This is a genomic window from Chamaesiphon sp. OTE_75_metabat_556, from assembly GCF_031378165.1.
GTDB lineage: Bacteria > Cyanobacteriota > Cyanobacteriia > Cyanobacteriales > Chamaesiphonaceae > Chamaesiphon.
In genome coordinates, this window is the sequence record NZ_JANNDR010000243.1 from 1 (window position 1) to 13,419 (window position 13,419).

Here is a 13,419-nt window from a genome sequence, read left to right on the forward strand (position 1 = left end):
ATATATTTCCATAATACGAACCACCCGATCGCCGTTACGATCGCTGCTGTAATGATGTTCCACAGCATATTAGTGGTATTGCCATACTGATTATTGATGGCAAATAATAAAATTGTGGGGACGACTACCAAGAGCACGGGCTTAAAGATCGTCACAATTAAGGACATGGGATTGGCGACCAAGATTTTCTTGGTGCGAGGGAGATTGTAGGCCAAATGCATCGACACACTCACTAACCCACCCATAAAGGTGCCGATGGCGACACCGTCTGCACCGATTCTGGCTGTCAACAAGATACTAAAGAACAAGTTGGTAGCAGCTTCGAGTAATGGAGACAGAATCACCTTGCGGTGTTCGCCACAGCCGATCGCGATCGAAAAATAAGGTCCCCCGACTTGGCGCACGAAATTAGCAGCAACTAATAGCTCGAATAAGTGACTGGTCTGCACTGCATAATCTGCACCAACCCACAGCGTAATCACAGTTTTTGATACTAAGATCAACGGGAGATTCGTCGCAATTAGCAAGGCAACTGCGTAGCGAGTTGTGGATACTAATAGTTTGCCCAAACTTTCCGGTTCATTTCGCGCCCCAATGGAAGAAGCAACGGGAATGACGGTATTGAGAATCGAGATCGAAATCCCGAAGACGAAATTGGTTAAGGTCGCAGCTAATGCGTAATACGGGATCGATTTATAATCAAAAAACCCGATAATGGTAGTATCGAGACCGCTGACTATCAACAAACCTAAGGTAGAAACCGATAGCGATAGGCAGGATTCGGCAACTTCAATAACGGATTTTTTCGAGATGAGTTGCAGCGAGAGATGATAGCCAGCGGCAATCTTGCGATAGGCGATATATTGCCAAAATCCTGCTGCTAAGTTGGTAATACCGACCATCACCGCCATCATCACAATACTATGACTGGAGTGAGCGGCGAGGACGACTAGCACCCCTGCTAAGAGCTTGGTGCTGCCAATAATCCAAGCTGGGATATCATAACGCTGTAACCCAATAAAAACGGCACCAAACACCGAAAAAGGCAAGGCGACAGCCAGCGTGCCCCCCACCCACAAGAGGGCTAATTGGGAATCCTGCTGTAAGGCTGCTGGCATATCTGGAAATAGGTGCGGCAATTGCCAAGCTAGGGCACCGATGGCGACGATCGCGATCGATCCCGATCCAGTCAAAATTACAATCGCGCTGCTGATAATACTATCGCGTTTTTTAATGTCACCTAGCTCGTTATAGTGAGCGACAAATCTACCGATCACTGTCTGAATCCCCAGATCCAAAAGACCCACGTAAGTACTTAATTGTAAAATTAACAACCACGAACCATAGGCATCCTTCGTTAAAATTCTTGCTAAAAATGGGGGTAGCAATAACATTGATAATGCTACTGCACCCCCGCGACAGAGATTAGCAAATACATTTTTTAAGACAGTTAAATCCGACATTTAGTTATGACAAGTAGATCGACAGTGATGTGGGTCACACTCAGTTCAAAAGTTCAGTTTATTCCTTAATTATACCCAACGTAATTGAGTTCTCATCTCGGTACAATTACTGATTTGCTTGCACTTTTGCGCACTTACTTTTAAAAGATTAGTAAGCTGACAGTTTTAGTCTAAAATCGAGTGACAATCGTTTTGAGGTCGTGACAGTATGAACAAAATTTTAATCCTGGGTCAACAGGGTCAAGTTGCCTGGGAGTTACAAGTCGCCCTAGCCACGTTAGGACACGTAACCGTCTGGGGATCTCAAGAGTTGGATTTAGCCCACCCAGATCGGATTCAGGAGCGCGTCCGCGCGTTGCAGCCGCAGATTATTGTCAATGCTGCTGCCTATACAGCGGTGGACAAAGCCGAGCAAGAGCCAGAACTTTGTCATGCGATTAACGCGACTGCGCCAGGAATTTTGGCCGAACTAGCGCGTGAGTCCCGTGCGTTGCTCGTCCATTACTCGACGGAGTATGTATTTGACGGGACGAAGACTAGTCCCTATCTGGAAACAGACACCCCCAATCCTTTAGGAGTGTACGGCGCGAGTAAACTTGCTGGCGAACAGGCCATTATCCAAGCTGATTGTGCGCATTTAATCTTGCGGACGACTTGGGTCTATGGCAATCGCGGTAAAAACTTTTTGCTGACCATTCTACGTCTTGCTGCCGAAAGATCGGAACTAAAAATCGTTACCGATCAAGTCGGGGCACCCACTTGGAGCAAATCGATCGCGATCGCCACATCGCAAATTCTCGCTCGCTGCGGCGAGCGCGACTTGTCAGATGTCAGGGGCATATACAATCTTTCCGCTGCTGGCAAGACCAGTTGGCACGGGTTTGCCAGTGAGATTGTTGATCGGTATCGCATGCAATTTCCCGATCGACCGCTCCTGGTCAAAGACATCATCCCGATTCCCGCTAGCGATTATCCCACCCCCGCCCAACGTCCGGCTTACTCGGTCTTGGATAATCGCCAGGTCTTAGCTGAATTTGGCGTGCAGCTACCCGCTTGGGACTCAAGTTTGGGGCAGTTATTTGCCAGATGGTAACAGATCCATAATGGCATCAACCTTGGGTAAAATCGCGTCTTTGGCCGATAAGATCGGTGTGTCGATCGGCCAATCGATCGCGAGCTGAGGATCGTTCCAGATCAAACCGGCCTCATCCCCAGGTACATAAAAATCCGTACACTTGTATAAAAACTCGGCACTATCGCTCAGTACGCAAAACCCGTGGGCAAAATTTTCGGGAATATACATCTGCTTTTTATTCTCAGCCGATAAGATTTCCCCATGCCATTTCCCAAAAGTGGGAGAATTGCGGCGGATATCGACAGCAACATCAAAGACCTCTCCTTGGGTAACGCGGACTAATTTGCCTTGGGGGTGCTTGAGTTGGAAATGCAAGCCCCGCAGGACGTGCTTGGTCGAATAGGATTGATTGTCCTGGACGAAGGGATGGGGAATGCCGATTTCGGCATACTTTTGTTGTTGGTAAGTTTCCAAGAAGTAGCCGCGACTATCGCTAAATACTGGCGGGGCAAAGACGATGACTTCGGGAAGGGCAGTTTGAAAAATTTCCATGACCAGACTATCTTCCTTCTATGGCTAATTTGAGTAAATATTGACCGTAAGCGTTTTTCGCCATCGTCTGACCGATCGCCGCTAACCTGTCGGCTTCGATGTAGCCCATCCGAAAGGCGACTTCTTCAATACAAGCAATTTTCAAGCCTTGGCGTTGTTCGATCGTTTCGACAAACACCGAGGCTTGGAGCAAGCTATGATGGGTACCCGTATCCAACCACGCGGTACCGCGACTGAGTTTATCGACTTTGAGTTGCCCCATGTCTAGGTATTTTTGATTGACGCTGGTGATCTCTAGCTCGCCCCGCTCGGATGGAGCGATATGGTGAGCGATATCGATGACTTGATTGTCATAGAAATACAAGCCAGTCACGGCATAATTAGACTTAGGTTCGAGCGGCTTTTCCTCGATCGAAATAGCCGCACCTAGATCGTTAAATTCGACCACGCCATAGCGAGCCGGATCGCTGACATAGTAACCAAACACCATCGCACCTTCGGTCAACTGGGCGGCTTGCTGGAGACTAACGCTCAAACTGTCACCATAAAAAATGTTATCGCCTAAAACTAGGGCAACGGCATCATTGCCGACAAATTTTTTGCCGATAATAAAGGCTTGGGCGAGTCCTTCGGGTTGGGGCTGGGCAGCATAACTAATCGATAAACCAATCTGCGATCCGTCGCCTAGTAATTCTTCAAATAAGGGCAGATCGTGGGGGGTGGAAATAATCAGGATTTCCTGAATGCCCGCCAGCATCAAGGTAGACAAGGGATAATAAATCATCGGCTTGTCATAGATTGGCATCAATTGCTTGGAAATTACCCGTGTCAAAGGGTACAATCGCGTGCCAGAGCCACCAGCTAAAATAATCCCTTTCATGCTTCCACTCCCAATCGTTGTTGCTGATAGTTATTGGTAGTTGTGACTGTCTGACACCAATCCTGATTGTCTAGGTACCATTGGACGGTGCGCCGCAAGCCAGATTCGATATCTTCTTGAGGTTGCCAGCCGAGTTGGTCGTGGAGTTTGCTAAAGTCGATCGCATAGCGGCGATCGTGCCCAGGTCTGTCGCGGACGAATTCAACGAGTTGTTTGTGGGGACAGTGCGGTGAATCTGGGCATAACTCGTCGAGGATCGCACATAAGCGATCGACCAGCCACATATTATCGCGTTCGGCATTCCCACCGACATTATATGTTTCGCCAGGGATACCTTTGTTGAGGACGAGGGCGATTGCGTGGCAGTGGTCTTCGACATACAGCCAGTCGCGGACATTTTGACCGTCGCCATAAACTGGTAAAGGTTTACCAGCGCAAGCATTGAGAATCATCAGCGGAATCAGTTTTTCGGGGAACTGATAAGGGCCGTAATTATTGGAACAATTGGTGATTAAGGTGGGCAGACCGTAAGTGTGGAAGTAAGACCGCACTAAATGGTCGGAACTCGCTTTAGATGCTGAGTAAGGGCTATTAGGCGTGTAGGGTGTCAGTTCGGTAAAGGCTGGCTCATCGGGCGAGAGCGAACCAAATACTTCATCAGTAGAGATGTGTAAAAAGCGGAACTGTTCGCGATCGGCATCGCTCAATTTCCGCCAATATTGACGCGCGGATTCTAATAGATTAAAAGTACCATTAACATTGGTTTCGATAAAGCTAGCCGGACTATCGATCGACCGATCGACATGAGTTTCAGCGGCAAAATTGACAATGGATTGGGGTTGATATTGCGCGAGTAAACTGTCGATGAGTTGACGATCGCCGATATCGCCTTTGACAAAAATATGGCGATCACTCTGCTGAAACTGCTCGACAGTGGCTAAGTTTCCCGCATAGGTCAACTTGTCTAGATTGATAACTATTAAATCGGTAGAATTAATGACTAGCGACACAAAGTTGGAGCCAATGAATCCGGCTCCACCCGTAACTAAAATATGCTGTTTGCTCATTATTTGGAGATAGACTAATAATCTACGTCAAATATAACAGTAGATCTGCCAAACGAAAGCCCCTTGAGTTAAAAGTCGTAACCTCAAGTGCGATCTCACCAGCTTTTATTCGGGAGTTTATTGGCGACTGAGCTGCGGCGATCGATCGGCTGTAAGCTAACTCAAATCTAGATAGCAAAGTATTTGCGCCGTTAAATCGACCCCACAATGTCGATTTAACGGCGCAAATTGACTCCTCATCTACACAGCCAAATACTTATGCACTAAATCGTCAGTCAACTCTGGCGTTTCGCCATCTGCTACCACGATCCCTTTTTCCATGATGAAGAACTTTTGCGCGAGCTGGCGCACAAAATCCACCTTTTGTTCGACGACGATTAAGGTAATCCCTTTTTCCTGGTTGATCCGTTTGAGCGTTTCCTCGATTTCCTGGACGATCGACGGCTGAATCCCCTCTGTTGGTTCGTCTAAGAGCATAATCTTCGGATTGCTCATCAAGCCCCGCGCGATTGCCAGTTGCTGCTGTTGTCCGCCACTAAGTAAACCACCTTGACGGTTGAGATGCTGTTTGAGCATCGGAAAAAACTCAAAAATCTCATGGGGAATTTTGCTGGATTTCTGTTTTCCTGCCGACATCCCCAGTTTGAGGTTATCTAAAACTGATAAATAGGGAATAACTTCTCGACCTTGGGGAATATACGCAATCCCCGCACGGGCGCGCTTAAAGATCGGCAACCGCGTAATATTTTGCAGATCGAAGATGATATTGCCAGAGATCGCTTTATTTAAGCCAATCACGCTCCGTAACAGCGTAGTTTTGCCCACCCCATTCCGACCGAGGATGCAGGCAATATCGCCTTGGTTGACGGCCATATTGACGCCAAATAACACGGGTGTCTGGCCGTAAGAAACAGTGACATCGTTTAGTTCAAGCAGCATCGATTTGTTCGCGTCCTAAATATACTTCAATTACTTTGGGATTTGATTGCACTTCGGCGACCGAGCCTTCGGTCAACTTTTCACCTTGGTGGAGCACCACAATCCGTTGGGCGATTTGTTTGACAAACTCCATATCATGCTCGATCACCACCACAGAATGATTTGCCGCGATGGTTTTAATAATCTCTCCAGTGGCATAGGTTTCATCGGGAGTCATCCCCGCCGTTGGTTCGTCTAGCAACACCACTGCGGGATCTTGCGCGAGTACCATCCCAATCTCGACCCACTGTTTTTGACCGTGGGAGAGTGAAGATACCTTCGCATAGCCTTGTGCTAACAACCCGATGCGATCGAGTACATCGACAATCTTGTCTTTCTTGGCCGCTGTCAGTTTAGCTTTGATGGAGGCAAATACCCCATGCGTACCTTTGAGTGCTAGTAACAGGTTATCGAATACTGACAGATCGTTATAAACATTAGGATTTTGAAATTTGCGACCGATGCCCATTCGAGCAATATCATAGGAATTTTTATTGGTAATATCCTGACCTTTGTAATATACATGTCCCGAAGCTACCGGAGATTTCCCGACGATCGCATCGAGCAAGGTACTCTTCCCAGCACCATTGGGGCCAATGATCGTCACAATTTCATTAGTACCCACATCTAAATCGATGCCTTTCAATGCTTTGAAACCAGCAAAGACTACTTTGAGGTCTTTTACCGATAAAACAGCTGCTTCCGAATTCATCATACCTATATTTTCAAATGTTATTGTATTAATTGATGAATAGATATTCGATAGCTAAATTAGTCGTAAATATTTGGCTTTAAAATTATGAGATTGTGGAGCAAAGAAGCAAACTATCACATGCGCTCTAATTTATTAGGATTATTACTCCCCATTAGCTGCTTCGGTAATAAGCTCATCAATCCATCCGGTAGAAATAGCACGACTAGCATCAGAATTACACCAACAATCAGTTGCCAATCTTGGGTAATTCGATCGACTGAATTCTGGATCTGTCCTAGTAAAATCGCCGCAATGACTGGCCCAAATAAGGTGCCGCGTCCGCCGACAGCCACCCAGATTACAATCTGAGTTCCAAAAGCTACTCCTAGATAAACTGGTGAAATAAAATTGTTGAGCGGCACGAATAACCCCCCAGCAATCCCCGCAATTGCCGCAGATAGCGTCCAAATAAAAATCTTGAAACTGGCAACATCATAGCCAAGATAAGAAATCCGCTGCTCGTTCTCTTTAATCGAGCGGAGAATCAATCCAAAGTTGGATTTTGTCAACCACCAACTCCCCGCGATCGTCAAAGTTGCAAAAGTAAGAATGATAAAATAGATCCCAATTGGGGGGACAACTAGACCAAATAAAATCAGCTTCGAGACATCGGTAATTCCATTGGTGCCACCTGTATATGCTTGCTGACTGACAAAGAAAGTGGTCAGTGCTGACGCGATCGCCAGCGTAATTACGGTGATATAAACACCACTAACTTTAGACCGAAAAATAAACCAGCCAATGGCATAAGCAAAACCTGCGGGAATTGCGACCATTGCCACGATCGCCACTGGGAAAGATTGCAAAGGTGCAATAAACCAAGGTAACTCTTTTAAGCCATTCCAGACCATAAAATCTGGGACAGTGCCGCCATAATTATTAGCAGTAGCGGATAAGTTCAGCTTGAGATAATATGCCATCGCATATCCACCCAACGTAAAAAATACCCCATGGGCAAAACTCAGAATCCCGGTAAATCCCCATACCAAATCGAGCGAGACACCCAATGTGCCAAACAATAGCAATTTTGCCATTAAGTTAGTCTGAAATGTGCCAGCTACAAATGGAAATACGATAAAAATTAGTAAAGCTGCTAAATTTATGAGCTGCCATTTCTTGGGGATAAAGTTCGACTGTTGAATTTGACCGATTACTTGTGCCATTTTGAAACCTCCATTAAATTAGTTCCGATCGACAAAAATATCTGGGTAAAAACTTTAACCGCGTTTTTGAACGGTAAATAGACCTTCTGGACGGAACCGAATTAGCACGATTACCGCAGCTAAAACTATGACTCTAGCGGTAGGATCGTTGAGTAGATATGCGATCGCGGCATTTGATTCGCCAATCAATACAGCACCTGCCAATACGCCCACTAACTTATCCACTCCTCCCGTCACCACTGTCATCCAGGCATCTACGAGGTAATCTTGTCCCATCGGTGGCGCGACACTTTTGAGCGAAGCGATCGTTGTTCCAGCTACTCCGGCTAGTCCGCAACCATAAGCAAATGTCAGCATATCGACTAGGCTGGTATTTACGCCCAGACACTTGGCCATTTCGCGATTTTGAGTAACAGCGCGGACTTCTCTACCCAAGGTAGTACCGTAGAGTAAATACGCGGTAATCCCCAGCAATAGCAGTGCCATAAAGATGATAAATAAGCGGTAGTAAGAGATCTCGATCGCTTGTCCGCCAATTGTAAATGGCGTCCAGTTACCACGAATATATGGCGGTGCCTTGACGTACTTGAGTTGAGCGGTGAAGATCAGCTTGACGATTCCTTGGAGCACGATACTCAGTCCCCACGTCGCTAGTAGAGTTTCGATCGCACGTCCATATAGTCGCCGCACGATCGTCACTTCTACCAGCGCGCCAACTAGGGCTGTGAATAAAAAGGAAAATGGAATTGTCATCAACAAATCCATTTTGAAATTACTTTGCAGCACGAATGTTGTATATGCGCCGAGCATGATGAATTCACCATGCGCGAGATTAATAATCCGCATCACCCCAAACGTAATTGCCAGTCCCAAACCGGTCAATAGTAGAATGCCGACAATCCCCACCCCATTTAAGAGCTGATTGGTAATTGCAACTGGATCGATCGCTTTTTCCGACGGGCTGGCTTGCGCCAAGTATATTAACGAAGAGATGGCATTAAATGGCAAAACGTTCATATTTCCCGACCTGAATCGTGGTGTATTTTATAAATGCTAAATTAATGCATAATCTCTGATTATCAAAATCAGAGATTATTAATTACGAGCAGTTTAGGGCTTATCTAAGAAGGCAACTGGAATTGGTTTCTTGGTTTCAACGATCGAGTTGGCGCGAGTATCTGGTGTCTTGTGAACGCAAACCCGACCCTTATAAAGTGCTTGACTCCAGGGAATCGGTTTGACCGCAGCCTTAGTTGCGAAGACAATTTCGGCTTGTCCATCGGCATTCCACTTCCCAATTCTGGAATATAGGTAGGTATGATAGTTGTCAGGATCGGATTTGACAGTGCCCTGCGGAGCCTTGAACTCTTGCCCTCTAGTTGCTTCGCGCAGATTGGCAGTAGTAAATTCTTTTTTCTCTTTAGCGCATTTTTCCATTGCCTGTGCCATGAAAAATGTTTGGATATAGGCTGCTTCCATCACCCCATTGGTAACGCGATCTGGGCCAAATTTAGCCTTGAATTGTTCGACAAATGCCTTATTTTCGGGCGTATCGACGGTTTGGAAGTAGTTAAAACTACTGAAGTGTCCTTCGGCAAACTCTGGCCCCATCGCCTGAATTTCCTCTTCTGTGGTTGGAAATGCCATGATCGGAATCTGTTTGGAAGTGATGCCGGCATCCTTAAGCTGCTTGTAAAAGGCGGGAATACTATCACCAACGAGATTACTCAAGATGAAATTGGGTTTAGCTTGCTTGATCTTGTTGATAATTGTGATAAATTCCGTCGTCCCCAGTGCCGCATATTCATCGCCGACAACCGTACCGCCACCGTTGACTAATTCAGCTTTGGCAATCCGATTACTTTCTTTAGGATAGATATAATCAGATCCAATAAAGAAGCCTTTTTTACCAAAGTTTTTGATGCAGTAAGGAATCGAGTCGGTGATTTGTTGATTCGGTGCTGCGCCAGTGTAGAAAACGTTCGAGCTACATTCATTTCCCTCGTAGTAAACAGGGTAGTAGAGTAATCTATCTTTCTCTTCAAACACTGGTAAGACTGATTTGCGACTAGCTGAAGTGTAGCAACCGAGGACGCAGACAACCTTGTCTTCATCGATCAGTCGCTTTGACATTTGGTTGTACAAATCCCAGTTGGAGTCAGGGTTGACGACTACTTTTTCCAGCATTTGACCATTAATACCCTTTTTCCCTTTCCAAGGGCCAGTACCTTCATTAATTTGATCGATCGCCAGGAAGGTTGCATCTTGTAATGATTTTTCGACGATCGCGATCGAACCAGTGGTGGAGTACATCACCCCGACCTTAATCCCGCCCTTGCCATCTGCGGCTGGTGCCGTGCTCGGGCTGGCTGTGGGAGTGGATGCTGGATTACTACAGGCCTTGAGCAGCATCGTTCCGGCAATGCCAGCACCACCCAAAACAATGAATCTCCGTCGCCCAAACTGATTTGCCATATAACTTAAATTTACCCTTCACACGCGATTATCTGGATGAGATATTAATCTTTATACCTTAATAGCTGTGTATTTTACGATACAAAATCTCTTGGCTTTGTAAAGATTTAGACTAATGGCTGAACCGCTACAATTTAAACTTCATCAATGTTGCATTGGCTGACATTTTGCTGGCGATCGCCAACTCGAAAACCGCTCCTAACTTGAGTTGTCGATCAAAAATACATTCGAGGCAAAAAATAGCCAGAGAATAGAGGTCTCTGGCTAACTGTTAGCAGCGAAGTGTATCGATACCGATCTACGGATATCACCGGATATCACCGGATATCACCTTTGGATTTTTCTTTAGTCTGGAGTGGAGTGGTAAATTCGTAATTAATAGCAATTTTCGGTTCCAAGTTACCAAGGATATCCGTCTATTGAGTTACTGTGATAGTTCGCTATTAAACTCATTAAAACTCCGTCGCTTGAGTTCGACCGAGTCTTTTCGGGGTAACAGATCGAAGACGTTACGCATGGCATCATCGACTTTTTCAAAAGAGATGACTCCCACTTCATTGAGTCGAACTTTACCATTTTTATCGACAACTACAGTTTGGGGAACGGTACCGCCATAGTAATAGCCAGCCTCGGTCTGTGGATACTTTTTATCTAGTGCCAGACTATCGACAGTTACCGGAATAAAGCTAGCCGCTTTGCCGTAATAACCTTGCAATTGGGAAATTGTCGTCGAATACTTTTTGCAGTCAGTACTATCATCGATATAAAACACGATCAAAGCTGGCTTATTAGCTTTGAGAGAGTCTGCTAGCGAAATTTTTGCCGGAACTAGCGACCCGTTACCAGCGTAGAGTACAAACACATTGCCGTCGTATTTATCATCTTCAATTCCCGCCAAAGCTGGGTTGGACAACAGACAAGTAAAAACTAAGATTGCAGTAACGATCGCCACCGATTTCAACCATCTTGTAGCCAAACTCTGCAAAAACTGCAGCCAGATCGACACAGTAGATCGATCGAGTAATATTTGGGACATATAAATTAGCTAAATATAGTTTGTAAAATTTTGGACATCGACACAAGTACTAGAAAATAGATAATATTGTTAACGATCGACTATCAACTATCAACTGCCTTCACCGCTTCTAGCATCCATGAGAAATAGAACCGAGTCTTCGTAGTTGCCTTGCGGTTGATGGTGAAACCTTGCGCTTCCAAAATTTTGACGATATCTGCTTCTTTATGGAGATAAGAGCGGGTCGCTTTGCTCGCACCAGGGAAAAAACTACCGATCTTTTTGAGCAAACTAAAACAAGGAGTTTTGGGTGCAAAACTGATAATCAATCGCGACTCAGCCATCGATGCCAGATGCGAAATCATCTCACCAGCCTTCTCTTGGGGATAGTGAATCAACACATCCAAACAAATCACTGTATGGTAGCTACCAGCAAGGCTTTCGAGATCGCTGACGCTAAAGCTGGGATTGTCATTATTCCCAAAGATTTTGGCGGCGATTTCTTTGCCTTCCCCCACCATTTTCTCGGAAATATCGCTAGCACTGACGATCGCTTTGCGCTCCGCCAGGGGAATGCTCAACACCCCCGTGCCACAGCCCGCATCGCAGATGGATAATCCTTCCAGGTTACAATCGGCATCCAACCACTCCAGCAGCGTGTCTACAGTCTGTTGGTGCCCAGTGCGGATGTCGAGCTGTACCTTATTTACCTCGCCATCACCATAGATCCGCTGCCATCTCTCAAATCCGGTATTGTTAAAATATTCCTTAACTACGGCCTTATCATCTACTAATTCCATCGAAATTTAGGTATAAAATTTTATTGCTATCGGTAGATCACTATAGCAGGCGATCGGGTGTGTAGGGTAGGTTTGCAGCTCACTAGATTACTCGATCGAACATTCGATTCCCCATTCCCTATTGCCCATAATGCAACATCATTACTCTTCACTGCTAGATATTCCGAGTTCGTTACCCCTCCCAAAAGTCATCTATTTAGATGCCGTAGGCACACTATTTGGGGTCAGAAATAGTGTCGGGAGTATCTATAGTGAAGTTGCTAGTAAATATGGCGTCAATTGCCAACCGGAATTACTCGATCGATTCTTCTATACAGCTTTTAAAAACTCCCCGCCGTGTATTTTCCCTGGCGTGCTTGTGGCTGAGATCCCGATGCGTGAATATCAGTGGTGGCGCGAAATCAATCGGCAGACATTTACCGCAGTCGGGGCGATCGAGCAATTTACCGACTTCGAGGAGTTTTTTGAATACTTATATACCTATTTCACTACTCCTGCCGCGTGGGAAGTATACCCAGATGTGATTCCAGCGTTAACTATCTGGCAGCGATCAAATGTACAATTGGCGGTATTATCTAACTTTGATTCGCGGCTGCATCCCGTGCTTAAAGCTTTAGATTTGGCGCGGTACTTTTCGACAGTGACAATCTCTACCGAAGTCAGTGCCGCCAAACCCCAACCCGAAATTTTTGCTGCTGCGCTGCGTAAATATGAGTGCGCGCCCAAATTGGCATGGCATATTGGCGATAGTCTCGAAGAAGATTATCTGGGTGCCGATAACGCTGGGTTGACGGCGATCTGGTTGAATCGGAGTTGAATTCATTACCCTCTCGCCCCACTTTTGCTCTAATCTAGAGGGGAATCATGTCCTTACGATCGTTTGTGGAGTTTATCTAAAGTGAGTAGCGTTACCGTCATTAATGATGCACAATTTGAGAGCGAAGTATTGCAGTCAGATTTACCAGTCCTCGTGTATCTGTGGGCGGCCTGGTGCGGACCCTGTCGGTTAGTCTCACCTTCGATCGACTGGATTGCTACCAATTATCGCGATCGAGTCAAGGTTGTCAAAATGGAAATCGATCCTAATCCCGTAACTGTCAAAGCTTATAAGGTAGAAGGCGTTCCAGCGATTCGACTCTTTAAAGGTGATGCCCTGATCCACTCCTTAGAAGGTGCAATTACCAAAGATAAATTAGC

General features: G+C 45.9%; 14 protein-coding genes. 3 read left to right on the forward strand and 11 right to left on the reverse strand.

The annotated features are described in order from the left end of the window. Positions 1 to 1,463: polysaccharide biosynthesis C-terminal domain-containing protein (locus RMO27_RS09870; RefSeq protein ID WP_309731876.1), on the reverse strand; the 1,463-nt coding region annotated here is incomplete at its 3' end. 208 nt (positions 1,464 to 1,671) lie between these two features. On the opposite strand from RMO27_RS09870, the gene rfbD reads away from it, so the two are divergent. Further along, on the forward strand, positions 1,672 to 2,556 hold the full coding sequence (gene rfbD / locus RMO27_RS09875; RefSeq protein WP_309731881.1) for a dTDP-4-dehydrorhamnose reductase: 885 nt from the start codon (positions 1,672 to 1,674) through the stop codon (positions 2,554 to 2,556). Here rfbD and rfbC read toward each other — a convergent pair. From rfbC to bchM, 10 genes are all read right to left on the reverse strand, one after another. Further along, entirely contained in the window at positions 2,539 to 3,090 is a 552-nt protein-coding gene (rfbC, locus tag RMO27_RS09880; RefSeq protein WP_309731884.1) for a dTDP-4-dehydrorhamnose 3,5-epimerase, read from the reverse strand. The two genes, rfbD and rfbC, sit on opposite strands and share 18 nt — an antisense overlap. A gap of 7 nt (positions 3,091 to 3,097) precedes the next feature. Further along, positions 3,098 to 3,970, reverse strand: coding sequence for a glucose-1-phosphate thymidylyltransferase RfbA (rfbA, locus tag RMO27_RS09885; protein ID WP_309731886.1), 873 nt, complete (start codon positions 3,968 to 3,970; stop codon positions 3,098 to 3,100). Further along, entirely contained in the window at positions 3,967 to 5,037 is a 1,071-nt protein-coding gene (gene rfbB, locus RMO27_RS09890; protein WP_309731888.1) for a dTDP-glucose 4,6-dehydratase, read from the reverse strand. Before rfbB ends, rfbA begins: the two co-directional genes overlap by 4 nt. 240 nt (positions 5,038 to 5,277) lie before the next feature. After that, a complete protein-coding gene (urtE, locus tag RMO27_RS09895) occupies positions 5,278 to 5,976 on the reverse strand; it encodes an urea ABC transporter ATP-binding subunit UrtE (protein ID WP_309731890.1) in 699 nt (232 codons plus the stop codon). Continuing rightward, positions 5,966 to 6,727 carry an urea ABC transporter ATP-binding protein UrtD gene (urtD, locus tag RMO27_RS09900; protein ID WP_309731893.1) on the reverse strand — a complete coding sequence of 254 codons (762 nt, stop codon included), beginning with the start codon at positions 6,725 to 6,727 and terminating at the stop codon, positions 5,966 to 5,968. Before urtD ends, urtE begins: the two co-directional genes overlap by 11 nt. A 116-nt stretch (positions 6,728 to 6,843) precedes the next feature. Beyond that, entirely contained in the window at positions 6,844 to 7,932 is a 1,089-nt protein-coding gene (urtC, locus tag RMO27_RS09905; RefSeq protein ID WP_309731895.1) for an urea ABC transporter permease subunit UrtC, read from the reverse strand. Positions 7,933 to 7,986: 54 nt separating this feature from the next. Next, complete coding sequence (urtB, locus tag RMO27_RS09910) at positions 7,987 to 8,949, reverse strand: urea ABC transporter permease subunit UrtB (RefSeq protein WP_309731897.1); 963 nt, start codon at positions 8,947 to 8,949, stop codon at positions 7,987 to 7,989. Between the two features lie 93 nt (positions 8,950 to 9,042). Continuing rightward, on the reverse strand, positions 9,043 to 10,407 hold the full coding sequence (locus tag RMO27_RS09915; protein ID WP_309731899.1) for an ABC transporter substrate-binding protein: 1,365 nt from the start codon (positions 10,405 to 10,407) through the stop codon (positions 9,043 to 9,045). Positions 10,408 to 10,831: 424 nt separating this feature from the next. Continuing rightward, entirely contained in the window at positions 10,832 to 11,443 is a 612-nt protein-coding gene (locus RMO27_RS09920; RefSeq protein ID WP_309731901.1) for a thylakoid membrane photosystem I accumulation factor, read from the reverse strand. Positions 11,444 to 11,526: 83 nt separating this feature from the next. Beyond that, the gene (gene bchM / locus RMO27_RS09925) at positions 11,527 to 12,222 is read right to left on the reverse strand and encodes a magnesium protoporphyrin IX methyltransferase (protein WP_396133656.1); all 696 of its coding nucleotides are present in this window, start codon (positions 12,220 to 12,222) and stop codon (positions 11,527 to 11,529) included. A 130-nt stretch (positions 12,223 to 12,352) separates the two neighbouring features. On the opposite strand from bchM, the gene RMO27_RS09930 reads away from it, so the two are divergent. Next, positions 12,353 to 13,039, forward strand: a complete 687-nt coding sequence (locus RMO27_RS09930) for an HAD-IA family hydrolase (RefSeq protein ID WP_309731903.1) — start codon at positions 12,353 to 12,355, stop codon at positions 13,037 to 13,039. An 81-nt stretch (positions 13,040 to 13,120) separates the two neighbouring features. Next, positions 13,121 to 13,419 (forward strand): thioredoxin family protein (locus RMO27_RS09935; RefSeq protein WP_396133657.1); only part of this gene is annotated, 299 nt, incomplete at its 3' end.

What these genes read in the sequence shown, in the direction of transcription:
- rfbD (WP_309731881.1), top strand. Translation starts at nt 1,672, where the DNA reads ATGAACAAAATTTTAATCCTGGGTCAACAGGGTCAAGTTGCCTGGGAG.
- rfbC (WP_309731884.1), bottom strand. Translation starts at nt 3,090, where the DNA reads ATGGAAATTTTTCAAACTGCCCTTCCCGAAGTCATCGTCTTTGCCCCG.
- rfbA (WP_309731886.1), bottom strand. Translation starts at nt 3,970, where the DNA reads ATGAAAGGGATTATTTTAGCTGGTGGCTCTGGCACGCGATTGTACCCT.
- rfbB (WP_309731888.1), bottom strand. Translation starts at nt 5,037, where the DNA reads ATGAGCAAACAGCATATTTTAGTTACGGGTGGAGCCGGATTCATTGGC.
- urtE (WP_309731890.1), bottom strand. Translation starts at nt 5,976, where the DNA reads ATGCTGCTTGAACTAAACGATGTCACTGTTTCTTACGGCCAGACACCC.
- urtD (WP_309731893.1), bottom strand. Translation starts at nt 6,727, where the DNA reads ATGAATTCGGAAGCAGCTGTTTTATCGGTAAAAGACCTCAAAGTAGTC.
- urtC (WP_309731895.1), bottom strand. Translation starts at nt 7,932, where the DNA reads ATGGCACAAGTAATCGGTCAAATTCAACAGTCGAACTTTATCCCCAAG.
- urtB (WP_309731897.1), bottom strand. Translation starts at nt 8,949, where the DNA reads ATGAACGTTTTGCCATTTAATGCCATCTCTTCGTTAATATACTTGGCG.
- RMO27_RS09915 (WP_309731899.1), bottom strand. Translation starts at nt 10,407, where the DNA reads ATGGCAAATCAGTTTGGGCGACGGAGATTCATTGTTTTGGGTGGTGCT.
- RMO27_RS09920 (WP_309731901.1), bottom strand. Translation starts at nt 11,443, where the DNA reads ATGTCCCAAATATTACTCGATCGATCTACTGTGTCGATCTGGCTGCAG.
- bchM (WP_396133656.1), bottom strand. Translation starts at nt 12,222, where the DNA reads ATGGAATTAGTAGATGATAAGGCCGTAGTTAAGGAATATTTTAACAAT.
- RMO27_RS09930 (WP_309731903.1), top strand. Translation starts at nt 12,353, where the DNA reads ATGCAACATCATTACTCTTCACTGCTAGATATTCCGAGTTCGTTACCC.